Genomic DNA, 25,663 nt, shown 5'->3' on the forward strand with positions numbered 1-25,663 from the left:
AGTCCAACCAGTTAGGCCGTTATGTAAGTCACCATTCAATACGAGGTTGGGGATTTTTGCAGACGCTAACTCCTCCACATCTTTAAGCGTTTTTGGCGAAGAAGCGTATCCGTGATCAGCCTTCTCGCCCGCTAATTGAACCAAATCGTCTTGCTTGGCGTAGTCGCTCAGATCACCCAGCCGGTCTACTTGTTCCCATCCGGGTGCGAGATACCGGTATACGGAATTTTCAGACACGTCCGCCTCGTTGTTTACCGCGACGAGTTGACCGGGCTTTAACGGTTTGCCGTCATCGGACACCGGTGCATTGTCTGCCGTCATGGCCGCGTGGGAGGGGTAGATTTTCTTGACGGACATGGAGGCCGCGTTCATGTCCACGCCTTCCAGCTTGTCGAGCAATTCTTCCACAAGACCGAATGTGTCATCCGGGGATATCGACGATCTCCCGGTGCGTGACTTCAACTCACCGATACGTTGTTTTAATTCTTCGTATGTTGCCATATTAATAATAGGGTTGATTTTGTTGCACATCATTGATAACAAGCCCGGCTTCCTGTGATTCCACATAAGCCTTGAAGGCATTCAGGCGCGTCACATAGCTGTTTACCGACATTACCGACAATTCCTCATCAGTAAGCGGTTGATAATACACGCTATTCCACGTGAATGCGGAGCGGCCGTAATAGGTGCGCGGATATCCCTCCGCCAACTCGTTCGCGACAGTCTTGGCGATCACGACCGTTAAACTTCTCATTTTTCCTGTCCAAGCCATATCTTTATTTTTATGCCCAAATGATAGGCGGTTTTTCAATAATCGGCGGTTCAAACCGGAACACCGTCAACTGGTAACTGTATGTGCCATCTGTCGCCGTATAATCCCCGATATATATGTCGCGTTCAAAGTCCTCTCCCTCTTCAATCTCTATCGTGATCTCCGCTTCATTGGTGCCGGGGAAAATGGATATCAGAAATTCACGCCAGTATGTCGGGAATGGAAATCCGTCTTTCCGGAATGTGATCCCGGATATGGATACAGTTTCTTTCACATCGACAGAAGAAAATGCCCTCATCTTATAGACAAACCCACCCGCCGCAATATCGGGATCTTTCCAGAACCAAAGGAACAATGAGGCTTCACCGTCATCTTCCCTTATGAAGCCCGTCCAGTTGGCTTTGAAAAGGGTGATGATGTTTTCCTGCACGTAATTTTTCCATCCTGCCTGGTAATGTGTATCCCCAAGCCGGAACACGTACGACTTGCCGGCAAGTTTATGCTTGTCAAGAAACTCCTTGATCGCATTCAGGTCAGTACTGCGATCCACTTCAACAAGGAAATCATACGGCTTCCCGTCGAGTTCGGTTATATCTACAACACAATCGAATGTGCGCTCTATGGCATGTTTCAAACTGCACACCTGCGGTGTGACGGATGCCTCATATCGTGATCTCACCCTCCACAAGTGAAAGGTGACGAATAGTCCCTGCAAAGGCTTGGCGACCAGGACACGCAACATGGCAATGATCCGGGGGCGACGTAGGAACGTCGGGAGCAACAATTCTACCAGCTTGTTATAATCAATCTTCATCATAATCACACCATGTATGTTATCACCGAGTTGGTGGAATTGAATGTGAACGCGCCTGAAGGTGATTCTATATTCTGCCCGTTGTCGATATCGGAACCGACCCGCACCTGGACTATCACCACATCCTTCACCCCGTCGGCGGCCTGTATCGCATCGATCAGTTTGGTGCGGTTGAACACGCTCCCGTAAATGATGCCATCGCTGAGATAATTCGAGATGGCCTCCTCCACGGGTTTTCCGTTTCCATTCAGCCGCTTACCGTCCTGGTCTATCACCATCGCATCGCGGGTGACCTGAAGCGTGAACGACATTTGCGATGGCGCCTGTGAAATGATATCGTAATGTATGCCCACGGCGCCTGTTTCACGTATATAGGCTGAAAAGGCCGCCAGTTCGGCCGATGACAATGCCTGTTTGCCGGCTTTCGAGGCATGGATGCGAAGCTTTGTCACGCCTTGAACTTCCAACTGCCGGACGGCGGCATACCTGATGATCCGGGAGGCCTCGTCGATTACGGGATATTCAAACCGGTAGGTTTCCGGATTGTACTCCACTGAGTGCCCAAGTTGGAAAGCTAACGCCTGTGCATGGTACCAGGGAATTGAGCATACCGCATTGGCAGTGATCGCTGCATTGATATCCTTCTGATGCTGATCCATCAGGCTTTCGAGTGCCCAGATCGACACGGCAAAGACGTACGTGAATATCGCTTCGAGACTGACCTTACTGAATTGCTCATCGAAAGTTTTCGAAGTGTCCAGGGAATAGGCTTCCTGAAGCGTTGAGTTCGCCACGAAATCTGCGCGGATTGATTGTACTATTTCGTTAATGGTTCTCATACTCATTCAAATGTTTCCGTAAAAATGTCCTCGAATATCTGCCCGGGATCAGTGACCGCCGTTGCGGGTTTTATTGCGTTTCGGTCATAATATTGCGCGATGGATTTGTTTTGCACGTCAGAGGTACGCAGTTTAGATGGTGAGAAATCATCTGTGATCGACAGGTCATTGACCATTGCCATTTCGATCGCCGCCTCTACACTGCCTGCTGTCTGGACGGCAACGTCCAATACTGACTGTCCCTCTAATGTTTGAACATTCCTTTTAACCATGATCGTAATATGATTGTCAACACCACTCCGGCAATGAATGCAACGATATACGTCCAAACAGGCGGCCGTGTAGCTGTTTTTGTTTCTTCCCGTAGCGATGCATCCAACCGTGTGAGAAGTGTCGAATTATCGACTGTCAGGCGTTCAATTTCGGCCTTTTGCTCGCTGATGATCCGCTCATTCTCTTCATTGATGGTTTGGATATCATTCTTTGTCTCGGTCACAATTTCACGCTTCTTATGTTGCCGGCCGGTCGAATCAGGTTCGGAGTACTCCGTTTCTGTAATACGTGAAACGGACTTGTCAGAAACGTTTGTTTTCAACTCTTTAACTACATCGGAATAGCTGCTTTGGGATGCCGTCTCCTTTACCTGAAGATCGACATTCGAAGTCTCATCAAGATTCATCGTTTCCTTTACGGCTGATTTACGGGAAACGCAGCCGGAAAGCAATACGGAGATAAGCAGGATGAATATCTTTGTTTTCATTTTAACCTGGTTATTGTTTTTACGTTTTCCAGTTTCGCATTCAACTCTTCGATCTCTTTTTTAAGTTGCTCATTCTGCGATCTCAGTGATGCCACACTTGCAAGCAATTCAACGTTCTGCGTGCGAAGCTTCACGATTTCATCCATCTGCACTTTGTTTTTCTCTGCAAGCATGTCGATGCTGCTTTGCAAGTCGGACAGGAAATCATTCTGCCGTTTCCGCTTCCCGGCAAAGTATGATCCAATTGAGGTCAACAGACCGATACCCGCTATTACAATTCCACTCCAGTCAATCATATAGTATTATTTTGAAAAATATAAATCACTCTCTGCCTTCCGTCTCCGGGTCAATCCGGGAAGTACTTTCAATACTCCGTTGACACGCGCTTTATTCCACTTTGCAAATTCGTTTGCAATCGATATGTCATTCAGATTCTTACGTGCCTTTTTCAGCAATGTGCTGCTTTTTAGATTCGCAAAACCAACGTTGTAGACGAAAGAAACTAGGGCATCAAACTGACCTTGGGAGAAATGCAGACCAAGAGAATTCACCATACTTTCACGTTCTTCCAAATCTTCCCGTAATGCCGACTCCGCTTGTGCTTCCGTTTTGATCCTACTAAAATGATAGGCTTTATCCTTGTTCGCCTCACCGGAGAGCCTATTTCCCTTGTTATCAAGAACCAGCCGGCCATATCCTTCCGTCCATAGCCCGGCAGGACACATTTTAGGTTGTAATCCTATTTTCTTCAGATCACCGTCGTGCAGTGATTCAAACTCTTTTATGAGGGTAATACCCTTATTAGATGTTTTCATACCTCTACTTCAAAATCACTTAAATCATTACTATTCACAATCACCTTTGCACTGCTGAACCCGTCCGATTTCAATTCAGTTTGCAGGGCATTGATAAATTCCTGCTTTCGTGTCGCCGGCAACTTCAGATAGCTCTCGATTCCGAAACCCAACGTGGGGTATTCTTTGAATTCTCCTTTTTGCGCCATTATGATCAGTTCGCACCGCTGGTATGTGATATCATCCAGTACCAGGCCCGACACGATTTTCCCACCCTCATCCCGTTTCACCGAAACAACCAGATCATGACTGCTATCCAATAGAATTCCTTTCATTTCAATGCTTTATTTTCGTATCTTCAAAATCAGACGTCTCCGGGTTTACTGTCTGTGTATTGAATACCAGGGCCAACGGTGATCCATTGCCTGCCACAGGATGTGTTTGCAGTTGCGTTTTTAATGTTTGCAGGTCGGAATACACCTTTTGCATCCATTCAACTAACTGCGGCAATTTTGCCAAACCCGATATCCCGCCATCATTGAAAACAAGGCCGTTGTTATCCATCACCGCCGTATTGGTCCCAATCTTCAGTAAAACTTTTTGAACCTCAGAAAAACGGACAACAACAGCCTCAGTTTTCAAATTCTCAATAACAGCAACCAGAACATTGCTTTTTTCTTCCGGGACAACGGTAACATAGCTTTGCAGATCGTCGTCGATGGCGTTCAACCGCACATCGTACAGGATCGGAGCGCCATCACGCTCCACATCGCATAGCGTATCGCGTACATTCACCGCTACACCCGACACGATCCCTTTTATTTGCGATGCTCCGGCAACCGACTGTATCGCTTCTTTCAATACCTGCTCAACCTGTCCCATGTTCGTATATCTCCCAAATGCTTTAAACCTGCTTTAAAATCGCCCACAATCGATTATCTTTCCGATTAGGTATATTCCTACTGTAATTTAAAAGAGAGCGAATTTTTGCGTGAAAAACCACCTGTTTCGTTATAGGTTATATCCACCTTTTCAATCATGTACTTTCCTTCCCGTTCCGGATCGAACTGGTCCCGGATCACCAGCGCGTCACCGGCATGGGTACGCGGAATACCGAAGCCGGTAATTGAACCGGTGTAACCATCATAAACCACCTTTTTCATCGTGGCCTCGGCAATCTTTTTTAATTCACCTTCGGACATCGGACCGGCAAAATTCAAAGTGCGTTCAGATGCATCACCATCCTTATTCCCCACCGTTACAGTTGTTTTTGTGCCATCAGGGTTATTGGAGATTGCTTTGAACCGTATTTTAAAATCCCGTTCTCGTTTGTATTTCAACTCGTTTTTCTTTACATCTTTCCCTATTGTATAGGTATGCTCCGTGGTGTTATCCCCGAATTCATACGCCAACCCAACCTTTAATCGATCTCCATGTAACCGGCTGTAAAGACCGTAATTCTTTACCAATCCCTGCAACACGGCGTATGTACTCGCATTGTCGATCATGAATTTACCCAACGCCATGTCCGGACATTCAATGGCAATGTCTTTGGGCACAATATCAGAGAGTACCTGTTTGAGAGTCGCACTACGATAGCTTTTGTTATGATTGTTCTGCCGGAAGATATACGACTCGTCCTCACAATGGATGATCAACGGGTAGTCGCTTTCAATCTCCTGGATATATCCGGAAAACTCCAATGCGATATCCACATCAGCTCCGTAATAATACCCCGCGCTGATTGTCATTTTATCACCAACACTAAACTGGTCCAATACCGATCTCCCTTCAAGCTGCTTGTAATTCCGCGGAATGGTGATCTTTGCCGTGTCCGATATTTCAAGAATGTTTTCATTGATCTCAAAATCAGAAATATTGTCCAGAAGAACCTTTCCGAGCGTTACTTTAGATAGCATATTCAAATAGGGATAATTCATTTTGAACTGGATAATTGAAAAGTGACTGGATTTATAGCGCGGGTAGTGAAAGTATAAGAAATCGTATCTTCGAACCCTTCCACAAAATCGATCTGGATATCCCGAAAGTAAACGGCAGCCACTCCGACCGCCTGCAATATTTCGCTATCGACATTCCACACACCGTTGACCTCGAAGATTTTGTTGATTTGTTCTAACCGGTCAATCGGAAAACTATGGTTCTCCATGTCGATAAGCAACCCCCGCCATGTTATTTCATACGGTTCGGTGGAATAACGCTCAACCACTTCGGTATCGCTGTTGTCGATCGTAGTGATGATTAAGCGTTTCGACCGCCTGAGTGAAAGCATCGGCGGGGTTGCGAACACATCTCCCCCGGTTTCTTCCGAAAACGGACGGAAGGCAAAGAGGTACTTTCCACCGACATCGCTACGCAGGGTTACTTCGTCAAACGTCATGTTGTCATCCCACACATACACGTTGCCGCCAAGGTCGAAGCCGCTGTTATGTGAGTTACGTATCACATCACCAAAGCCTTCCTTATCGAGCCGGCTGCTTATGCTCTTTGTGATGAAACCAAACGCGCTCTGGAACCTTCCCGCAAAATCGATTTTCATAATTTGATACCTCTTAATAATCCTTCCTCTGATAACCACTTCAATTCCTTCAACCGACTGGCATAATCTTCATCCGACAAATTATCCGGGTTTTCCTTGAAAAAGAAGCGGATCATCGCATCATTCATTCGTAACACGTCATCCATATCCCAACCGTCGGCATTCTCACCCAGGGGTGGAATGTCCGGCAGTTGGGTTAGCAGTTTTTTACAATCGCTTTCCGTATCGGGATCAACTCGCCAATGCCGGTCAGTGCGCCGTAAAACAGCCCATCATCTGCCAACACTTCATCCTTGTGCGACAACAGGCAGTTTTTTACCAGGATTTCATCCGCCTTTTTGGGATCAGTGTCTGCATATCGGCGGTATTGTCCCATCACATTACGTGTCGGAACGGCCGCAAGTACCGTTTTAAAGTCCGTGCTTTCATCGTTTAACGGCAAGTCCAGGTACTTCACATTGTTTTCGCCATATTTGTTTTTGGCGTTCATAATCATTTCGGCGGTTATACCGGCCGGCAGTTCTATTTTTTCCATCTGTCTTTTATATTGTTTTACCTACATTTAATTTCACATCTATGATGAACAGTTGAAATTCGCGCTCCAACTCACCATCACCGGTCACATTACGGCCATTGCCCTGGAATTTGGCCATCACGAGATCATTGATCAGTTCATTTTCCGCATTGAAAAACGTCACGTTAATCGGGAACGGCCGTATACGGGCGATATCACCTTTCGGGGCGAATTTTTCAATAGCGGAAACCACATCCAACGGAAGCGTGATCGTGCCTTCATACTCCTTTTGTCCCATGCGCCACCCTCGCGGTGCACGTTTAATGCCCCGTTGGTATTCGTGCGCATAAGAGTAACTGTAAGCGATCGCACTCGGATTGATGTCATACAAGCCGGCCAGTGTCACCACCGCATCCCCGGAGGAATAAACCTCACCCATTCTTTTTAGAAACATACCTTACTGGTTTTTGAGATTAATAGTTCCTTTGATTTCATTCACGCAACCGGTAGGGATCACGGCAAATTCTACATTCAGCACCTTTTCGATCAACAGGTCGCTGTCGATATCCACTGTCGTTTCACCATCCGAAATCAGTTCGTTGCTCGCCAAAGTGTTAAACACACCGTCGCCGATGGCATTGAAATACCCGGCGACACTTTCCGGCAGTTTCCCGTTTTCATCCAAAGACACGGGTTTCTTCACCTCTGGAAGGTAAACAAGCCGTAGGGCACGCTTACACATGTCCATCGTATGGCTGTAATAGATGGTGTGCTGGTTCATGTTGCCGGCGGCATCATTGATGATCTCCACACAGCAATGACCATCGTTCCACCAGTAACCGGCAATACCCTGATAGCGGATCGGGAAAACATAACCTTTGTCGTTCAGCGTTTCCAAGTCGGAAAACACTGCACTGTACCGCTTATGGTTACTCAATCCGCCCACCGTCCATACACTGAGTTGCGCATCCGTGAGGTTCTGCGTTTCCACCTCACCGGGGTTACGGTTCCATGGCATTGAGGCGATCACGCCCAGGAACGTTCCCACATCGGCAAACTTCTTGCCGATCGCATCCAGTGTTTCGGCATACGTCCAATCTTGGCCGACAACCAACGTCACCTTTTCAGCGTTGAATTGCTGTTCTGATACCACCAACGCACGCAAATCGACACATGCGGAAAGCGTGTCGCTGATCGCACGCCCCTCAAGGATCACATGCAATGGCATGTCGTTATCGTCACACCATGTGGCAAATCCCTGCAAAAGCGGAATGGCCGCTTTCACATCCGCATTGATCCCGTCGAGAAACGTATCTTCATAGTCCGATGCGGGGTTGAATGCGAAAGCGATATCGGAGATTACTCCGCCTGATTCGACTACCAACGTCTTGGCATCTTCCACCATTTCACCGGGTTTCTTAGTCTGACTGACAAGCATGATATGCAGTCGTTGACCTTCACCGGCACGCCGGAAGAATTCAGAGATATGCCGGAACACACGTACGTTGTTTGTCGTGTCGTATGTGGCATCAAGGCCCAACGCATCCGCATCGGATACACGGCGCAACGTGTAAACAGTTCCAAGCGCGATCTTTTCAGCCACAGCCACACCATTGCAGATGAGTCCGAATTCCCGCCCGTCGCCGATGACATTAGCACCGATCTTACCTTCTTTTATAGTTACACCTCTCAGGCTCATCACTCTTCGGTTTTAGTCAGTCCCTTGATTTTTTTCTCAGCCGCTTCGAGAACCGTTTTACGGTTCTTTCCTGCTTTTTCGGCTGTCAATATCGCTTCAACGGCATCCACGTCCGTCGCGGCTTCAATAGCGGCGACCACTTCACCGGCAGGACCGAGATCATTGGTCTTTTTCCCTTCTTCTTTTTCGGAATCACCACTTTCAGGAGAGACGTCTATCTTCACATAGCGATTTTTGTCCCCTTCCACACTCAGTGCTGCGAAATTCTTGTTACTGAAGAATTCACCCTTTTCATTCATGAAAACCGTTTCCAATCCGTTCGCTTTCGCCACATCATTGGCACGCTTCATTTGTTCCTTTGTAACTTGCAATTTTTCCATTTTCAGTCGTATTTATAATTATAAATCAGTCCAAAAACCTCTCCCGGATGGGAGAGATCAAGGACAATGGCGGTAAGGATTACTCACCCGGAGCGCTGACAATTGCCCCGATGGCTTCGTTAATCGTCGGCAATGCGATGAAATAGTTGCGGAAGTTTATCAGATTGCGCTGGTTCAGCGGATCGGTTTTTGCTTCCGAGAAATACATCTTCGTGAGTCCAGATGCTTTACGCGCCAATTTGGGAGTGAAGATCACCGTGGCCATCTTATCGGTAGCCTGCGGCAATGTGCCAAAAGAAAGTTTTGCCAAAGTCGTGGCATTGAAGTACGGATTCGCGATATACGAACGCAGTTCGAAGCCGAGTTGACTCGGCACAACACCCGATTTCCAATCTGTAAGTGTTTTGAACAGTTTAGAGTCTTCCAGTAAAAGGTCATTCACGTGGTCTGGGCAAAGCACCATCCGCATTCCGTCAACGGCAATGCCGGCGGCGGCATATTTCTCACGCATAGTGATGATATCTTCCCATTTCAACCGCTTACGTGATCCGTCAGGGGTTTCGGCTCCCGTGGTCGCAATAACCGGGGTTTTGGCTGTATTGCCGGAAGGAGCCAGCGCATGAATCGCTTTCTTCAACCTGTTTTCGGCAATGGCCTCTCCATGTACGGTTTTTACGATGCCCATCTTATCATACGACAACGCATATAATTCATCGTCCGTGATTGGAGTCGCTTTCGTCTGGTATTTATCTAAGGAAATAGGCACGTCCGATCCATTCAACGCCTGCACATCTATCGGATAAGTGGTATTATTGATCAACACGTCCGGCTGCACTCCAAAGTAGGTATTATGGATGACCTGTGCTTCTCCGTCACCGGTAACATACCTCGACAAGTCAAGAATCCCATCAAGGAAAGTATCCTTTATAAACTGGTTGACTGTTTTAATGATCTCCTTCGTCCAGACCTCCCTATACACGGTAGCACCAAGGACACCCTGAGGCATGGGAATAAAAGAGGCAAAAGCCAGGACCGATATCACCGGAACGGCAGGCAATCCCGAAGCGGCGGACAATACACCGCCAAAAACAACGCTGAACAACAGCGAAAATAGTACGCTAAGAATTAGTTTCGTTTTCATTATCAATTTATAAATTAGTAGTTTGAATTAATATTTCAGCCCCTCAATAGTATTACTTTATACCTCCGGCTCCACACCGTATTCGGCCCTGTACAACTGTTTAAATGTCTCCGGATCACTCTCCGGCATCTTTTCCAGGGCAGAGGGATCATTATCCTGATACCATTTCCAGTTCTTACCGGCATCGGCTCCATGCTTTCCTTCACTTTTGATCAAGTCAGCAATGGCAACCGGTTGTGCGGATGTCTTTTTCAATGCCACGGCCAACGCATCCACACCGGCTTTCACGCCTATCTCTTTTAATTTCGCACGCTCTTCGTCCGTGAAGGTACCTTTCGGTTGCGCATCCAACAGCGCGTTGATCTCGGCATCGGTTCTCGCCGTTGCCGCGTTTTCCAATTCTTTGATTTTGTTTTCCAAACCGGCAAACTTGGTTCGGAGGGCTTTCAAAACATCCGCTTCGGAGCTCTCAGCCGTGACACCTTCGAGCGCGAAGGCGGCAATAAGTGCGCTTACATTCATTTTCTTTGTTTTTAAATGATTAATTGGTTCTATCTGTAATTGGGCGGCAAAACGGGAATAGACACCCTCTACACCCATCGTCGCCACGATTTCCTTATCCAGTTCTTTGGTATTTTTCGCTGTAGCCGGCACAATCTTTTTTGCGAAACCGTAGCGGACCATTTCAGCAGCATTCAGCCAGTGATCCTTTCCGTCCAACCATTTCGACCTCACATCATCAATACTCATTCCGGTACGTTCACTCATACGTTTTGCAAAATTGTCCTCCATGTCGGTCAACAGCTTTGCCTGATTGCGATGGTCATCGGCATCACCCCCGCCGAATGAAGAGGGGCGGTGTATCATCCCGAACGCATTATCGCATATTTCCACATTCTCAATGGCCGGAAGGATAAAACAGCCCATAGAGGCGGCCACACCGTCGATCACTATCGTCACGTCCAGTTTGGTGCGTTGCAATGCGTTGTATATCACATTTCCCTCGAAAACCGAACCGCCATAACAGTGCTCCCGTATGACCAAGTGTGTAAATCCGGCGGCTTCCACCTCCGACAGCATCTCTGTAAATGTGTCACCACTGCGGAACCAGTCGCCGATATTCCCGTACATCTTCACTTCTGCCCTGCTGTTGTCTATTTTCCGAATCTTCATACATGAATTTTTTGCGATAAATCAAATAAATATGCACCGCAAAAGTAAAGTCATAATTCCGACTTGTCAATATGGGCACTAAAGCCACTTTATTAAATAGTAAAGTAGCTTTATTAAATAGTAAAGCTACTTTAATGCTCATTCGCTTAAAATTCGAAAAACATCTATTATTGTGCAAAAATTCAACTATGGCGAAAAAGAAGAGGAAAGGGCAGGCATCGCAGGCCGAAATCAATCACGCGGAATGGCTTTTTGTCGAACGGGGATTAAAACCGGAAGCAATATCGGAAGAATTGGAGCGCGACATAAAAACGATATACCGTTGGCGTGAGACCGGAAAGTGGGATGAAAAAAAGGAACTGTTCGATTTGGGACCCACCGAATTGAAACGAATCCTGATGGAGGCCGCGATCCGTATCGCAAAAGGCGAGAAGAGGACGGATAAGGAGGGGAATGAGATCAAGGAAATTGATGCCGATGCCATCAGCAAGATCATGAAGGCGTACGACTACATGAGTAAAAAAGTAAGCCCGGAAGTCGTACGTGATGTGTTGATGGAGTGTGACAACTACATCAGCCAGATTGAACCGGAAGATGCTGTAAAGATAACACAGTACCATAAGATGTTTTTAATCTTCAAAATAGACCAGGACAGTGGCAATTAGTTACGACAAAATATTAAAAGACTACGATGCGCATTGCCTGCGAATCCAGAAAACGGCATTCCTGAAAGGAAGCGAGACGGTGGAAGAAAAGCACAGGCGCATCAAGAGACTCGAATCCAGTTACACCGACTGGTTTGCGTATCATTTCCCTGAATATGCGACATCGGAGTGCGCGCCATTCCACAAAAGAACGGCAAACCTTGTCATAGAAAACTCCATAATCAAACTTCTGAATGACTGGTTCAGGGGATCGGCAAAGTCCGTTCATTTCATGCTTGGTGTTCCGCTATTCCTGGCCCTGGTCAAAAAGGAAATCTGGTTCATGCTGTTAATTGGCGAGAATGAAGATAAAGCGATACGATTGCTTTCTGATATCCAGGCTAATTTAAAATTCAACAAGCGGCTGATCAATGACTATGGTGAACAATTCAAGCATGGGGACTGGTCGGAAGGAAACTTCACCACAAAGAACGGCATCCATTTCCGCGCGCTTGGATTCGGTCAAGACCCACGAGGGTTACGTAATGGAGAACACAGGCCTGATTACATCGGATGTGACGATATCGACACGTTGAAGCGGTGCAATAATGACCGGCTGATCCGTGAAGCGGTGGACTATATCACCGGAACGCTATGGGGGTGCTTTGACAAGGGACATGAACGTTTTGTGTTCAATAACAATCAAATTCACAAGAATTCCATCATGTCAAAGCTGATTGAATTATGTGAAATATCGAACAAAAAGGCCAAGGAACAGGAATTGCCAAAAACATTCTACCATTTTAAGGTAAAAGCCGTTATCGATGATCTTTATACACCGTCATGGACAGCCAAATACACCGCTGACTATTGGCGTGAGAAACAAGCTTCCACCCCTTACCGGTCATGGATGCGTGAATATATGTGTACACCTCTGGTCGATGGTTCAATTTTCAAACCCGAATGGATACAGTACAAAGAGATGCTCCCATTGCAAAAATACGATGCGTTGGTGATGTACGGGGACCTTTCATATAAGGATAAGGGGGACTATAAGGCATTGCTGTTAGTCGGAAAAACAAAAAGGGAGTTTCATGTCATAGATGCTTTTGTACGGCAGACATCGCGTGCCGTATGTGCTTATTGGCTTTATGATCTGTACGAAAAAAAGCATCTGCAAAAATATAATATCACGTATATGATTGAGGGCCTTTTCGCACAGGATGAATTTGTGAACGATTTTGACACCGAAGGTGACCGCCGTGGGTATTATATCCCGGTTGTAGCTGATAAAAAGCCAAAAAACAACAAGTATGACCGTATAGAAAGCATGGCAGGTCATTTTGAGCGACTAAAGGTGTTTTTCAATATCAGGAATCAAAACGATCCCGGGATGAAAAACCTCGAAGACCAGACGTTGTCATTCGAGAAAGGAAGCGGCGCAAACGACGATGCGCCTGATGCCCTGCAATCCGCGATCGCGGAACTCAACAAAGTGACATTTGTGAGCTCATTCGACATCATCACATCCCCACGTTCAGTATTTCAAAAAAATAGGTTTTAATTAATGGCAACACGATTTATACTACAATCCGATTACGGAATGCAAATCAAAGCGGAAATCATCAGGCTGCTTACGGCTAATACCGTAGAATGGTATAATTCCGCAAAATTAGTCAGGGCCGAACAAACGGCGATTCATCAAATAAAGAACCGTATCGGCAAACGATACGACTGTAATATCATATTCCAACCACTGATGGAACCGGCCAACGGTGAAGGCAGCCAGATCGACAGCCGCGACCAATGGATAGTAACCATCACTATCGACATCGCCCTGTATCACCTTTACAGCCAAACAGGAATGAAAGATATCCCGGAACACCGGGCAAACAGGTACCAAGATGCGATCGACTGGCTGAAGGATGTTGGAAACGGGACCACTCCCACCGACCTACCACCGATAATAGACGATGAGGGTGAAGAATACAGTGAGGTGATCATCAATAGCCGCCCTCCCGAAAATCATAAATGGTAACACAAAAAACATAATGAAATGAATATACGTGATTTATTCAAAAAAAATAAACCTGCTGAAAATAGAAATAACTACGATCGCATTTTCATGCAGACGATTAATGACAGGACAAATCCCGATGAGTATTTGAAGTATTTGAATACCGAAGCGGCATTAAGGTATTATGCTGACAAATCAAAGAACGACATTCTCGTTCAGATCATAAAAGAGTACCAGGACCGCAACCGGAAGGATATCGACAAATGGAGACAAGCAATTACTGCTGCAGAAAATATTGATGATCCCAGATGGTATTTGATTCAGGATTTATACGGCGATATGATCGACGCTCATTTAGCCTCCGTAACAGAAATCCGGAAGATGGCGACAATGAATCACCGGTATTATGTGACAGATTTAAATGGCAATCAACTTGATGAGCAATCGAAACTCTTTAATGATAAATGGTTTTACGACTTCATGGACGAGTATTTTGAGGCGACATCGAAAAAATATAGCGTACTACAGTTTTATCGCAATGTAGACATACCTGCATTTTCGATTATACCTAAACGCAATATCTGTCCTCAAACCGGACGTGTTTATATGGAAGTTTCGGGAGATAAATATATCGAATACCATTCCTTGCCTGATGTCGTTGAGATTCTTCATAGCTCACCGTTTGGTATCCTGAACGACATAATTCCGAATCTGATATGGAAACGTAATGCATTACAGGCTTATGCCGAATATTCCGAACGTTTTGGGTTTCCACTTATCACCGCAGAAACAAATAATAAGTCAGAGGTCCAGAAAATAAGCAAATCATTAGTAAACCTCGGCCAATCAGGTACAGGCGTACTGCCTACAGGGACAACCATTACGGTTCACGACGTGGCCAACGCGGCTAATCCTGACAAAGCGTTTCTTGCGCAAGCAGAATACCAAGACAGACAGGTAGGGAAGAGATACCTCGGATCAACAACCATAACCGAAGAAAATGGAAATAGAGCGCAAACAGAAATCCATGAAAGGACTCTTGATGATAAACTTTCAACATCAGACAAACGCAACCTGATCTTTATTGTACAAAGGCAGCTTATGCCGGTTCTTCAACGTCTCGGATTTCCCGTTGATAACACCAGAATGTTTTTCCGTTTCGATGAAACAGAAGATTTATCCCTGTCGGAGCACTGGAAGATTGTCAGTAGCGCGATGGAACATTACGAACTCGACCAGGATGTCATAGCGGAAACATTCAACCTCCCGATTGTCGGCAAAAAAGAGGTTGCCCCATCGAGTGCCGGCGGGATCGCTGCAAATTTTCAGTAAGGGAGCGCGCCAAGGCGCACGCCGTTCCCGAACTATACGCGCAGACCTGCCCGCATTGTGGCGGATCACACCCGGAAGCATCCGAAGATATCCCGCCGGATATCCTTAAAAAGATGGAAGAGATGGTGAATGCGGTCATAGGTGATCTCCATGCCGGGCGTCAGCCTTCAACCGAGTTGCTCTCACTTACCGGGCGGTCATTCGCCGACAAAGTACGGGAAAGTTACGAGACCATCACCCCCGACTTCAAAACCCCCGATACGGAAATGTTGGCAAGGCTCACAAGTGACGTCTGGCAGTTCAGCGCGGCAAAGAACTGGCAGGAAATGCGGGACCTCACTTTATTGCTGAAGGATGACGACGGCAAGTTGCGGACGTTTGCGGATTTCAAGGATCAGGCGGTCAAGATCACGGGCAAATATAACGAAGCGTGGTTCAGGAGTGAATATAATTTTTCCGTGGCCGCCTCACAGAACGCCGCCAGATGGACGGAGTTTGAACGGGATAAGGACACGATCCCCAACCTCAAATACCAGACGGTCGGTGATGATGCCGTACGGCCGGAACACCAGTTACTGGATGGCATTATCCGTCCGGTATCCGATCCATTCTGGTCAACGCATTACCCACCCAATGGGTACGGGTGCCGGTGTGAGGCCGTGCAGTCACCCACCGGACTGGGAACCGTGACGCCTGACGACAAAGTGCCATTAGTGGATATTCCGAAGATGTTCCGTACCAACCTGGCAAAAACAGGGTTGATCTTCCCGAAGAACCACCCGTATTACAATGGTATCCCGAAACCGGAACTGCGTAAATCCATCGCATGGCTACAACCGGAAGATACTTACCAGTCATTTGTCATTGGTGACTATGAGTTGGACATCCATCCGTTGCATGGTGACAAGGAACTCGGCAAGAACCTCGAAGCGGTCAACGCATTGATGCGCCATGATCCCAAGGCAAAGGTAAAGTTATTGCCCGTGATCGAGGTAAATACCAGGACAAAGGCAAAAGACATGGCAGCACGTGATAAATTCTTCCCGGAAGATTATATGAAAAAGTTTCCCGGAAGGAATGCCGATGCCATATATAATAACAAAGTAGTGGAATTTGAATCACCAAACGGAAGCAAGCGGTCCATACAACACGCCATTTCGCACGGGAAGGCCCAGGCAGGCAAGGTCATAATTCATATTGGCGATCGCACTGATTTCGGATTAGCTTTGAATGCCGCCAAAGGGCACATAAAAGCACATTATAAGGATGGTGATTTTGAAGTATGGTTGCTTAGCGGTAAACGATTTGTCAAGGTCAAATAAAGCAACAGCGGCAAAAACCGGAGTCCTTGCCGCTGTTGGGAGCCATGTCGCGAACGACTTGACATCACAAAAATACAAAAACATTCTGAATAACAAAACTTTCACATTAAAAAAATGAACGGATTAGCAAAATTACGATTATTCATCGAACTGAAAGAGAACCTCAATAAGGGACTCGATGCGGCACATAAAAAGATCACAAAAGCAACCGGCAATATTCAATCAAAACTGAATGATTTCAAAGTCAAAAACGTTCAGGCGTTCGATGCTATCACATCAAGAGTTCCGGGAGTCGGGAGCGCACTGGGAGCATTAGCGAACCCATACACACTTATAGCAGCAGCTGCTGGTGTCGCCATAACGATGGGAATAAAAGCAACCCAAATGGCGAACGACTGGCATACTAAAATGGCAGAAATCAATGTAACTGCCGAACTCACAAAGAAGCAACTTGGAAGCCTTTCTGATAAAATACTTGATATTGGTTCCCGAAGTGTCCGGCAGTTGGAGGAAGTCCCGGATGCATTTAACCGTATCATTAGTGCCGGTCTAAGTACTAATCAATCCCTTGAAGCTTTGGAGCCCACATTACGTGCTGCTAAAGCAGGCTTTGCTGACATCGAAACTGTCGCATCTGCCGGTGTGTCGACAATGATGTCATCTGGAGAAAATGCAATAAAAGTTTATGACATTCTCTTCGAAACCGTAAAAGAAGGGAATGCTGAATTTAGGGACATTGCAAGATATCTTCCCAAAATTATACCACTTGCAAGAAATGTAGGGTTTGCTCTTGATGAAACGGCCGGAGCGTTCGCTTCATTAACGGGGAAATTATCCGCAGAACAATCTACAACTGCTTTAGAAGGAATTATGAGATCATTATCAAACAACGATATAGTGAAACGATTTGAAAGCATGAAAATACAAGTTTTCGACAAGGATACTAATCAAGTTCGCCCCATTTTGGAGATAATGAAAGACCTCGACAAGCAAATGTCTGGATTGACAGATAAACAACGAATGCTAAAATTTGATCAACTTGGGTTAGATCAAATGAGCACATTAGGTTTTTCAACCTTAATTCAAGATATTAATGGACTTGAAAAAGCTATTAATGCAACTGTAAACTCACAGGGAGCACTGGATAAAGCATATAGAGACTCTCTTACGCCGATGGAAAGTTGGAAGATTATTCAGAATCAATTAAAGGTCGAAATGATTAAGATCGGAGAGGCGTTTCTTCCCGTTATCTCTAAAATAGGAAATGGCATACTCGGAATAATCAACTATTTTAAAAACTTATACAAAGAATCGGAACTATTCAGGGATATTCTGCATGTCGTTGGGAGTGCTTTTGAGTGGGCTTTCAAAATCGCAATTATTCCAATCAAAGCGGTGATCAATTACATTAAAATTGCATGGAAAGCGATATTTGATGTAACAGACGCCCTCAACGGATGGTTCGAGAAAATCACAGGAATTAAAGGAGGTTTCAAGTCTCTATATGATTATATACGCCCATATCTTATATGGATAAAAGAGTTTATTTCTGAGATCAGCAACATATTCTATGATATGGTCACTTTTAACTTCAAGGGAGTTAAAGAAAAGATTCAGAACTTCAAAATGCCCGATATCGGTGAAATAAAGCACCGGGTAAAAGTTGAAACCGAGGACGATCATGATGAACTTCCCGACGGTGCACCAATAACACCAACCGGTAACGGAAATCCGATCATATCCGGTAATCCGGTAGACAATATCAATAGTATAAAAAACGGCAGCCAGACAAAGAACGTCACTGTCAATATTGATAGTTTTGTAAAAGGATTCACACCTACTCATCAATCCATTAACGGAATGAGCAAAGATGAACTCGAACGATGGATGACAGAAATGCTTCTTCGTGTAGTTAGATCAGCAGAAACTGCAATATGAGCAAGGCCGACATATCACAATGGACACACAAAATGAATGCGCTGAAATCCGCTTATAGAAAACTACCTGATGAGATTGCGGCAATAGCTGTGGAGTTCTCAAAGGAAAGGTTCCGGGACCAGGCATGGTTGGATTCAACGAAAGAGCGATGGAAACCACGAAAACAACGGCGTAGGGGTGGAACAAAAAGAAGCCAGACACTCTTAGTCGATACAGGCCGTTTAAAACGTAGTATCCGTAAAATATCGGCCAACGCAGATCGCATTGTAATAGGTTCCGATGTTCCCTACGCATCAATCCATAACTATGGAGGAACGATCACCGGCACCTTTACAGTCCGTGCACATACCGTCAAGGCTCACCGTCGCCGTGCTCATACGCGTGTACGTTCCGGACGAACAGAGAAGATTAAAACCCAAACGGTGAGATCGCACATGGTAAAATCGCATTCCAGAAAGGTAAACATGCGTATTCCACAACGACAATTTTTAGGAAATAGCTACACTCTACGCAGAAGAATATATTTACTAACCGCCTCCCGGTTCTCGAGGGCATTAAAACAATAGATTATGCTTGTACAATTATTGGAACTCTACAAACTCATTGACACCAACAAACAAAAATTCACCGATGCCGGACTGAATGGAGATTTCTTTATCGATGTGTATCGCTCCCAGCCGTACGAACCGGAGCTATACGAATATTTTTCTCTTCCGGCCATATTTGTGGACTATTCGATATTGGGACAAGGAAAAAAGATGCCTCGAAAAGTAACCACCACATTACACGTCGTGACCGATGAAATGCCTGATGCATCAAACATTGCAGAGCAAAAGACTGAAGGTCTAAAACGTTTCATGTATAATCTATTGTTACAAGATATAATAGAAGGAAGCCGCCTCGGGGCCTCAACAGCACTATCATTTATCAATGAAATGCCAATCGATGAGCCTGTCGTTAATTATCACACCCAAACATACGAATTCGAGGTGAATTTACGTGATATGATCAGCGATCATCCGGAAGATATAATAGGTGAGTTTGAAAGGTTAAATATCTATGGAAGTTTAAAGAATCACCACATTTTAAATTCGATGTAAAAGGGATTTAAACTTTAGAAAAACCGATAATTTCGGCAATTCAATACAGGCACTTTTGTTATCATTATTTTGATAACATTTATGCCTGAACCAATGATAACACCCCGTTATCAATCGGCAATTCAATACAGGCACTTTTGTTATCATCCATTACTTTACCCATCAGATCGTTTATTTATGTGGCTTTCAGAAGTTTTCTTACCCATAAAATACCCATGAATTACCAATTCTTCAAAAAATCCGTTTTTGATATCTGTCTATTTCATAAGATTTTAAAGTTATTCTCATTTATGCTTATATTGAATTGCCCCTTAATCAAGGGAGCCATTTTTTTTTACGATATTTGTAAAGGTTTCATCAAGCAATGCATTGGATAGCTAAGATATCGGAGTGTAACCCATCTTTGGGAATAAAATTCATTGCAAGAAATGATAAGTTTATAATATAATTTACCAAGAAAATGAAAAAGTTTTTTCTTCTTTTATCGATTACCGTTTCTTTCTTTTTCCTCTTTAGCTACGGTACATCAAAAGATACCAAAGAGATTTCCGGTATTACTCATATTGAAAGTAGAAAAGGGAGCAATACTGATCAGTATGAAGGTATTAAAAATACCCTGCCTGAATTTTCCACTATTGTCGATGGACATAGGCAGATTTATATGAGTTCATGTATTCCATCTTCCATTGAAATGGTTCTGAAATATTTAGGAAAAGTAGACATGGATTTTTATGAATTACAGCACGCCTGGAAAAATAAAATTGACGGATCATTCAGAAATTTCGATGGGAGAACTATCAATGGAGTACGTTTTGATCTCAAATTTGATTTACCTAGAAATGCAGGATTTCCTATAGACAGTTTATTTACAAAGATTGACAATGAATTAGATAACGGAAAGAAAGTCATTATCTCCTTGGTATCCAATACAGGTTGGCACATGTATGTAATAGACAAAAAAACACCCGAAGGAGAATACATCAGCTACAGCAAAAACTTCCAACAAACATTAAAAGTAGAAAATACCAGAGAAATAGTAAAAAGGATGCAAGGAACTGATATTATGACTTACTCTATTATGGAAGAGTAGACTTTTCTTGTTATTGAAATAAAATAAATATTTTGCTTATAGCATCTTTCTTATCATAAGATTATATGCGGCTTACGATCCTTCAAGAATACAAAAATATGCAAAGACCAAAAATTATTTGTCACATGATGAGTTCAGTCGACGGTCGGTTATTGACTGATCGCTGGACAGAACCGTTTGACGGAAAAGATAAAACAGAGTTTTACGGTGTTTACGAAGATGTATCCCGACAGTTCAACGCCGACGCATGGATGATCGGACGCACCACCGCACAGCAGGATTTTGAGACCTTCTCTTTCGATTTCGAGAAATACCCTCCAGCAAAGGAATTCAAGACCCATATCGGCAGTAGGAGTTCAGCTACATCGGCAATCATACTCGATCCGAAAGGGAAATTAGGCTATAAGAGCAACAATCTCAACGGCGACAATGTAATTGTTGTTCTGGGTAAAAGCGTTTCTGAAGAATACCTGGCACACTTGCGCGATAACGGTATCTCCTACCTTTTCGGAGGTAAGAGCGGAATGAATCTGCAGATCACATTAGAAACTTTATACACCGATTTCGGGTTGAAGACCATTTTACTGGAAGGTGGCGGAGTGATTAATGGCGCGTTCCTGAAAGAAGGCCTGATCGATGAACTGAGCGTGATCATTTATCCGGGAATCGACGGACTCTCCTGTATGCCGGCAATTATCGATTACATGGGACAAACCGATAACAATCCCGCAAAAAACCAGTCGCTCGAATTCCTGAAGGCTGAAGTGCTGAACGACGGGATGGTATGGCTCCATTACAAGTTTCACACGAAGAATTAAGAGAATCTTAAGCATTCTTTTTAATGGCTCATCTATTTTTGTTACGGTATAACCAGATTGAATTTTACAACTTATAGCAATCAATCTGCAAGCATCGGCAATAAAATGAATATCCTTATTATAGAAGATGAACCGGGTATTTACAACTTCCTGAAAGAGGGGTTGGAGGAAGAGGGATACAATATCTCAATTGCTTCCGACGGGATAAAAGGAGTAGAAAAATTCTGTCAAATGTACCCTGACCTGGTGTTACTGGATTGGATGCTGCCCGGCATGCAAGGGATCGATGTCTGCAAAGAGATCAGGAAGCAGGACAAGGAAACCCCCATTTTATTCCTGACTGCGAAAGATACCGTAAAGGAGACGATAGAAGGATTAAGGGCGGGAGCCAACGACTATATCAAGAAACCATTTTCTTTTGAAGAGTTGCTTGAAAGGATCAAAATCCATTTCCGGAACAGACAGGAGGATGAGATACTCACACTGGGAGAAATATCTTTAAACAAATCGTCGTATCAGGTATTGTATGGGGAGACAGAAATCTCCTTTACGCAGCGGGAGTTCTCCCTGCTCGAATTTCTGATCCGCAATAAGGGAAAAATCTGTACACGGAATGAAATTATCGACAAGGTATGGAATATCAACTTCCAGTATGATACCAGCGTGATAGATGTATTCATAAATTCACTGCGGAAAAAACTGAATATGGACAAAGAGAACGGTTATATCAAAACGGTCAGGGGAATCGGATATATTGCGAATGATTGAAGAACCAAGAGTCAAGATTCAAGAGCCAAGACAAAAGACAAAAGATAAAGAGTTGCCAGGGGATGATTAGAAAGATTAGGGCGAATTTGAAGAGGCATACACTCTCCATACAGAGCCGCATAGCGCTGAATATTATGGTGAGTACCGCCATTCTTACCTTGATCCTTTGCGGTATCATCCTGATCGTATTCAAACTGCATGTGGACAAACTGGATGCTGCCGACATCAGCCTGAATGATGTGGAGCAATTATTTACTATCCTCCTTCGGGTATGTGCCGTAGGTTTTTTCTTCGTACTCTCCCTTCTGTTTCTTCGGGCACGCGTCATCGCCAGGAACAGCACAAAACCGATCCGGGAGATAATTAATACCGTCAATACGATCACCCATAACAACTTAAGCGCAAGGATTCCCCTCCCGAATCATAAAGATGAACTCTACGAACTATCCGAAACAATCAACAACCTGCTTGACCGGATAGAATATGCAGTGGAAAGGGAGAAATCATTCACATCGTATGCCTCTCACGAATTTCGCACTCCGCTCGCCGTCCTCAAAGGGACAATGGAAGTGCTCATCCGCAAACCCCGCAGTGAAGCCGAATACAAAGGAAAAATCAGCGAATGCATAAAAGAGGTGGATAAAATGAACAATATGGTGGAGCAGTTACTCATCCTGACAAGATACGAAGAAGGCAAGCGTTCGCTGAATTACGGTCATTATTCACTGGAGGATCTGGTAAACAATGCAGTATGTTTGTTCTGTGATATCATTCTAAGTAAAAAGCTACATATAACAACCACACTCTCACCAAAGGAAATCTCGATTTATACAGATGAATACTCCTTTTCCACCATATTGAATAATCTGGTGTCGAATGCTGTAAAATACTGTAACGACGAAGGAACTGTCGAAATAAAAGCGCAAGCACAAGGAAATCCATTGATTATCGAAATAGAAAATACCGGGCCGGGTATTGCCCCGGAAGAGCTGGAATTCGTTTTCGAGAAATTCTACCGTTCAGCCGAGAACCCGGATGTCAAGGGATTCGGTTTAGGGCTTCCGATAGTAAAACGCTTTTGCTCCCTCCTGAATATAGAAATGGGTATAACCAGCGAAAAAGGGAAGAAAACCATCGCAAGGCTTATTATCCCCACAAAAGAATAATGGTCTCATTCGCAAAATTGCAGGGTTTTATTACCATTATGACATTATTTGACGATATAAGGGAGTTATCTATTAAGATAATCTTAAGACATTCCTAAGTCAATCTTAAGCATCTTGTGGTGCCGTATTCCTACTTTTGTAAGACAAAAGAGACAAACCGGCTTATCAAAAAACTGCATTGCAAAGTGCTTTATTACAGAATTGTATGGATGAATCATTTTCATTGGACGTTTATCTGAATAACTCCATAAGGAATATTATGTCAAGTGCCTATAAAGCGGTACTTACCAATCCGAAGGAATCGATGTTCGTATTCAGGATGCAGAACGTCTTCAGGAGAGCGGAGAAGAAACGGAAGGCTTACCAAAAAGAAGACCTGCATGTTCCACCATTCCTTATTTCGAGTATTGCGACGGATTGTAACCTGACCTGCAAGGGATGCTATGCCCGTGCCAACGATATTTGCGGAACAGGGGCAAAAGCTACTAAAGAAGAACTGACTGCAGAACAATGGAAAGCGATATTCAAGGAAGCAGCGCAGATGGGTATCAACTTCAATCTCCTGGCCGGAGGGGAGCCGCTTTTGAGAAAAGATATACTACAAGCCGCTTCTGAAGTGAAAGATATGATATTTCCGATATTTACCAACGGTACTATCATTACGTCATCATACCTTGACTTCTTTTCCGAACATCTCAATTTAATTCCAATTCTGAGTATAGAAGGATGCAAGGAGAAGACGGACGACAGGCGGGGACACGGAGTATATAACCGTGTCATCCGTTCGATGGAGTTCCTCAAGGAAAGGGGATTATTCTATGGTGCATCAATCACCATCACTACGGAGAATATAGATTATGCCACCTCTCCCCTATATATAAATCTGCTCAGGGATCTTGGATGTAAGATTATATTTTACGTAGAGTATGTACCCACAGAGGCTGAAACCCGTGACCTGGCCCTGGACGAAGAAGGCATTGCCAGAATGGATGCCAACCTCGAAGGACTCCGATCGCAATACGACGACGTAATATTCCTATCGTTTCCCGGTGACGAGAAAGCAATGGGAGGATGCCTGGCTGCCGGGCGGGGCTTTTTCCATATCAGTCCCGACGGAAAAGCGGAAGCCTGCCCATTTTCACCCTATTCCGACAGGAATATCGCACAGATAGGATTAAAGGAAGCTCTGAAATCTCCATTCTTTGCCAAGCTCAGAGAATCGGGTCTGGTAGGTGGAGAGCATACGGGTGGATGCACCCTGTTCGAACACGAAAAAGAAGTCAAAGAGATGTTACAGTCCGGACACCCTATTCCTGTTTGATTCCTAAAAATAACCCACATCAAATATTTAAAATAAAAAAGAAATGAAGTCATCATCCATCGGAAGAAAATTAGTAATGAGCATCAGCGGGGCATTCCTCATCGTGTTCCTGACGCTCCATTTAGCCATAAATCTGACATCACTGATCTCACGTGAAGCCTATGAAGCTGCCTGTAAATTCATGGATGAGAATATACTCATCCAGATCATGGTGCCGGTATTGGCACTGGGATTTATTGTACATATAGCCATGGGGATTATCCTCACTATTCAGAACAGAAAGGCTCGGGGTGTAGGGTATGAAGTAGGAAGTAAGACGAAGATCTCCTGGGCTTCCAGGAATATGCTGGCGTTGGGATTGATCGTATTAGGACTTCTGGTGATACACTTAGGCCATTTCTGGGCAAAGATGCAGTTACAACATTTCATGGGCAACGAAGGTGAAAACCCGTATGACCTGGTGAAAACGGTATTTACCAATGGCTGGTGCGTGGCAATGTATGTCATATGGATTCTCGCCTTCACGTTCCACATCACACACGGCTTCTGGAGTATGTTCCAGTCAATGGGGGTAATCAACAACAAATGGCTGCCCCGTCTGAAAACGATTTCAGTGATCTATTCCCATGTGATCATGGTAGGGTATATGATTATACCCCTCTATTTCTTTTTAGGATTTGGGGATGCTTAGCGGAATACCGGAA

33 protein-coding genes are annotated in these 25,663 nt (G+C 44.6%); 14 read left to right on the forward strand and 19 right to left on the reverse strand.

The genetic code is table 11. From position 1 onward, the window contains the following. From VB073_RS03245 to VB073_RS03335, 19 genes are all read right to left on the reverse strand, one after another. Positions 1 to 501: hypothetical protein (locus tag VB073_RS03245; protein ID WP_323402714.1), on the reverse strand; the 501-nt coding region annotated here is incomplete at its 3' end. Position 502: 1 nt separating this feature from the next. Then, the gene (locus VB073_RS03250; protein ID WP_323402715.1) at positions 503 to 772 is read right to left on the reverse strand and encodes a hypothetical protein; all 270 of its coding nucleotides are present in this window, start codon (positions 770 to 772) and stop codon (positions 503 to 505) included. A 10-nt stretch (positions 773 to 782) separates the two neighbouring features. Further along, positions 783 to 1,589 carry a hypothetical protein gene (locus tag VB073_RS03255; protein ID WP_323402716.1) on the reverse strand — a complete coding sequence of 269 codons (807 nt, stop codon included), beginning with the start codon at positions 1,587 to 1,589 and terminating at the stop codon, positions 783 to 785. A gap of 2 nt (positions 1,590 to 1,591) precedes the next feature. Continuing rightward, complete coding sequence (locus VB073_RS03260) at positions 1,592 to 2,425, reverse strand: hypothetical protein (protein ID WP_323402717.1); 834 nt, start codon at positions 2,423 to 2,425, stop codon at positions 1,592 to 1,594. Between the two features lie 2 nt (positions 2,426 to 2,427). Beyond that, positions 2,428 to 2,697: a hypothetical protein gene (locus VB073_RS03265; RefSeq protein WP_323402718.1), complete on the reverse strand. Its 270-nt coding sequence runs from the start codon at positions 2,695 to 2,697 to the stop codon at positions 2,428 to 2,430. Further along, positions 2,670 to 3,185, reverse strand: coding sequence for a hypothetical protein (locus VB073_RS03270; protein ID WP_323402719.1), 516 nt, complete (start codon positions 3,183 to 3,185; stop codon positions 2,670 to 2,672). The genes VB073_RS03265 and VB073_RS03270 overlap by 28 nt, the downstream gene beginning before the upstream one ends. Further along, positions 3,182 to 3,481 carry a hypothetical protein gene (locus tag VB073_RS03275; protein ID WP_323402720.1) on the reverse strand — a complete coding sequence of 100 codons (300 nt, stop codon included), beginning with the start codon at positions 3,479 to 3,481 and terminating at the stop codon, positions 3,182 to 3,184. Before VB073_RS03275 ends, VB073_RS03270 begins: the two co-directional genes overlap by 4 nt. Before the next feature lie 6 nt (positions 3,482 to 3,487). Next, a complete protein-coding gene (locus VB073_RS03280; protein ID WP_323402721.1) occupies positions 3,488 to 4,000 on the reverse strand; it encodes a lysozyme in 513 nt (170 codons plus the stop codon). Next, on the reverse strand, positions 3,997 to 4,314 hold the full coding sequence (locus VB073_RS03285; protein WP_323402722.1) for a hypothetical protein: 318 nt from the start codon (positions 4,312 to 4,314) through the stop codon (positions 3,997 to 3,999). The genes VB073_RS03280 and VB073_RS03285 overlap by 4 nt, the downstream gene beginning before the upstream one ends. Position 4,315: 1 nt before the next feature. Next, a complete protein-coding gene (locus VB073_RS03290) occupies positions 4,316 to 4,861 on the reverse strand; it encodes a hypothetical protein (protein WP_323402723.1) in 546 nt (181 codons plus the stop codon). Between the two features lie 77 nt (positions 4,862 to 4,938). Next, a complete protein-coding gene (locus tag VB073_RS03295; RefSeq protein WP_323402724.1) occupies positions 4,939 to 5,919 on the reverse strand; it encodes a hypothetical protein in 981 nt (326 codons plus the stop codon). Then, complete coding sequence (locus tag VB073_RS03300) at positions 5,916 to 6,536, reverse strand: DUF6046 domain-containing protein (protein WP_323402725.1); 621 nt, start codon at positions 6,534 to 6,536, stop codon at positions 5,916 to 5,918. Before VB073_RS03300 ends, VB073_RS03295 begins: the two co-directional genes overlap by 4 nt. Then, positions 6,533 to 6,682, reverse strand: a complete 150-nt coding sequence (locus VB073_RS03305; RefSeq protein ID WP_323402726.1) for a hypothetical protein — start codon at positions 6,680 to 6,682, stop codon at positions 6,533 to 6,535. Before VB073_RS03305 ends, VB073_RS03300 begins: the two co-directional genes overlap by 4 nt. Positions 6,683 to 6,732: 50 nt before the next feature. Further along, positions 6,733 to 7,071 (reverse strand): hypothetical protein, encoded by a 339-nt coding sequence (locus VB073_RS03310; RefSeq protein WP_323402727.1) that lies wholly within the window; start codon positions 7,069 to 7,071, stop codon positions 6,733 to 6,735. Between the two features lie 7 nt (positions 7,072 to 7,078). Then, complete coding sequence (locus tag VB073_RS03315; protein WP_323402728.1) at positions 7,079 to 7,504, reverse strand: hypothetical protein; 426 nt, start codon at positions 7,502 to 7,504, stop codon at positions 7,079 to 7,081. A gap of 3 nt (positions 7,505 to 7,507) precedes the next feature. Beyond that, positions 7,508 to 8,749 (reverse strand): DUF2586 family protein, encoded by a 1,242-nt coding sequence (locus VB073_RS03320; RefSeq protein WP_323402729.1) that lies wholly within the window; start codon positions 8,747 to 8,749, stop codon positions 7,508 to 7,510. Continuing rightward, positions 8,749 to 9,129: a hypothetical protein gene (locus VB073_RS03325; RefSeq protein WP_323402730.1), complete on the reverse strand. Its 381-nt coding sequence runs from the start codon at positions 9,127 to 9,129 to the stop codon at positions 8,749 to 8,751. Before VB073_RS03325 ends, VB073_RS03320 begins: the two co-directional genes overlap by 1 nt. A gap of 79 nt (positions 9,130 to 9,208) precedes the next feature. Then, positions 9,209 to 10,270: a hypothetical protein gene (locus tag VB073_RS03330; protein WP_323402731.1), complete on the reverse strand. Its 1,062-nt coding sequence runs from the start codon at positions 10,268 to 10,270 to the stop codon at positions 9,209 to 9,211. Positions 10,271 to 10,327: 57 nt separating this feature from the next. Further along, positions 10,328 to 11,443: a Clp protease ClpP gene (locus VB073_RS03335; RefSeq protein ID WP_323402732.1), complete on the reverse strand. Its 1,116-nt coding sequence runs from the start codon at positions 11,441 to 11,443 to the stop codon at positions 10,328 to 10,330. 188 nt (positions 11,444 to 11,631) lie between these two features. Between VB073_RS03335 and VB073_RS03340 the strand changes: the two genes are divergently transcribed. The 14 genes from VB073_RS03340 (at position 11,632) to VB073_RS03405 (ending at position 25,650) form a co-directional block, all read left to right on the forward strand. Continuing rightward, positions 11,632 to 12,108, forward strand: a complete 477-nt coding sequence (locus VB073_RS03340) for a hypothetical protein (RefSeq protein ID WP_323402733.1) — start codon at positions 11,632 to 11,634, stop codon at positions 12,106 to 12,108. After that, on the forward strand, positions 12,098 to 13,651 hold the full coding sequence (locus VB073_RS03345) for a hypothetical protein (protein ID WP_323402734.1): 1,554 nt from the start codon (positions 12,098 to 12,100) through the stop codon (positions 13,649 to 13,651). The genes VB073_RS03340 and VB073_RS03345 overlap by 11 nt, the downstream gene beginning before the upstream one ends. Positions 13,652 to 13,654: 3 nt before the next feature. Continuing rightward, the gene (locus VB073_RS03350) at positions 13,655 to 14,125 is read left to right on the forward strand and encodes a phage protein Gp36 family protein (protein WP_323402735.1); all 471 of its coding nucleotides are present in this window, start codon (positions 13,655 to 13,657) and stop codon (positions 14,123 to 14,125) included. A gap of 18 nt (positions 14,126 to 14,143) precedes the next feature. After that, positions 14,144 to 15,436 carry a phage portal protein family protein gene (locus VB073_RS03355; RefSeq protein WP_323402736.1) on the forward strand — a complete coding sequence of 431 codons (1,293 nt, stop codon included), beginning with the start codon at positions 14,144 to 14,146 and terminating at the stop codon, positions 15,434 to 15,436. Positions 15,437 to 15,549: 113 nt separating this feature from the next. Continuing rightward, positions 15,550 to 16,758, forward strand: coding sequence for a phage minor head protein (locus VB073_RS03360; protein WP_323402737.1), 1,209 nt, complete (start codon positions 15,550 to 15,552; stop codon positions 16,756 to 16,758). Between the two features lie 114 nt (positions 16,759 to 16,872). After that, complete coding sequence (locus VB073_RS03365; protein ID WP_323402738.1) at positions 16,873 to 18,696, forward strand: phage tail tape measure protein; 1,824 nt, start codon at positions 16,873 to 16,875, stop codon at positions 18,694 to 18,696. After that, positions 18,693 to 19,262: a phage virion morphogenesis protein gene (locus tag VB073_RS03370; RefSeq protein ID WP_323402739.1), complete on the forward strand. Its 570-nt coding sequence runs from the start codon at positions 18,693 to 18,695 to the stop codon at positions 19,260 to 19,262. Before VB073_RS03365 ends, VB073_RS03370 begins: the two co-directional genes overlap by 4 nt. A gap of 3 nt (positions 19,263 to 19,265) precedes the next feature. Beyond that, complete coding sequence (locus VB073_RS03375) at positions 19,266 to 19,796, forward strand: hypothetical protein (protein WP_323402740.1); 531 nt, start codon at positions 19,266 to 19,268, stop codon at positions 19,794 to 19,796. A gap of 460 nt (positions 19,797 to 20,256) precedes the next feature. Then, positions 20,257 to 20,886: a hypothetical protein gene (locus VB073_RS03380; protein ID WP_323402741.1), complete on the forward strand. Its 630-nt coding sequence runs from the start codon at positions 20,257 to 20,259 to the stop codon at positions 20,884 to 20,886. A gap of 98 nt (positions 20,887 to 20,984) precedes the next feature. Further along, the gene (locus VB073_RS03385; RefSeq protein ID WP_323402742.1) at positions 20,985 to 21,704 is read left to right on the forward strand and encodes a dihydrofolate reductase family protein; all 720 of its coding nucleotides are present in this window, start codon (positions 20,985 to 20,987) and stop codon (positions 21,702 to 21,704) included. A 105-nt stretch (positions 21,705 to 21,809) separates the two neighbouring features. Further along, positions 21,810 to 22,472, forward strand: a complete 663-nt coding sequence (locus VB073_RS03390) for a response regulator transcription factor (RefSeq protein ID WP_323402743.1) — start codon at positions 21,810 to 21,812, stop codon at positions 22,470 to 22,472. Between the two features lie 62 nt (positions 22,473 to 22,534). Next, positions 22,535 to 23,638, forward strand: a complete 1,104-nt coding sequence (locus VB073_RS03395) for a HAMP domain-containing sensor histidine kinase (RefSeq protein ID WP_323402744.1) — start codon at positions 22,535 to 22,537, stop codon at positions 23,636 to 23,638. Between the two features lie 205 nt (positions 23,639 to 23,843). Beyond that, the gene (locus VB073_RS03400) at positions 23,844 to 24,959 is read left to right on the forward strand and encodes a radical SAM protein (RefSeq protein ID WP_323402745.1); all 1,116 of its coding nucleotides are present in this window, start codon (positions 23,844 to 23,846) and stop codon (positions 24,957 to 24,959) included. A 43-nt stretch (positions 24,960 to 25,002) separates the two neighbouring features. Further along, the gene (locus VB073_RS03405) at positions 25,003 to 25,650 is read left to right on the forward strand and encodes a succinate dehydrogenase cytochrome b subunit (RefSeq protein WP_323402746.1); all 648 of its coding nucleotides are present in this window, start codon (positions 25,003 to 25,005) and stop codon (positions 25,648 to 25,650) included. The last annotated feature ends 13 nt before the right edge of the window (positions 25,651 to 25,663 follow it).

Source organism: Proteiniphilum sp., assembly GCF_034927365.1.
Classification (GTDB): domain Bacteria; phylum Bacteroidota; class Bacteroidia; order Bacteroidales; family Dysgonomonadaceae; genus Proteiniphilum.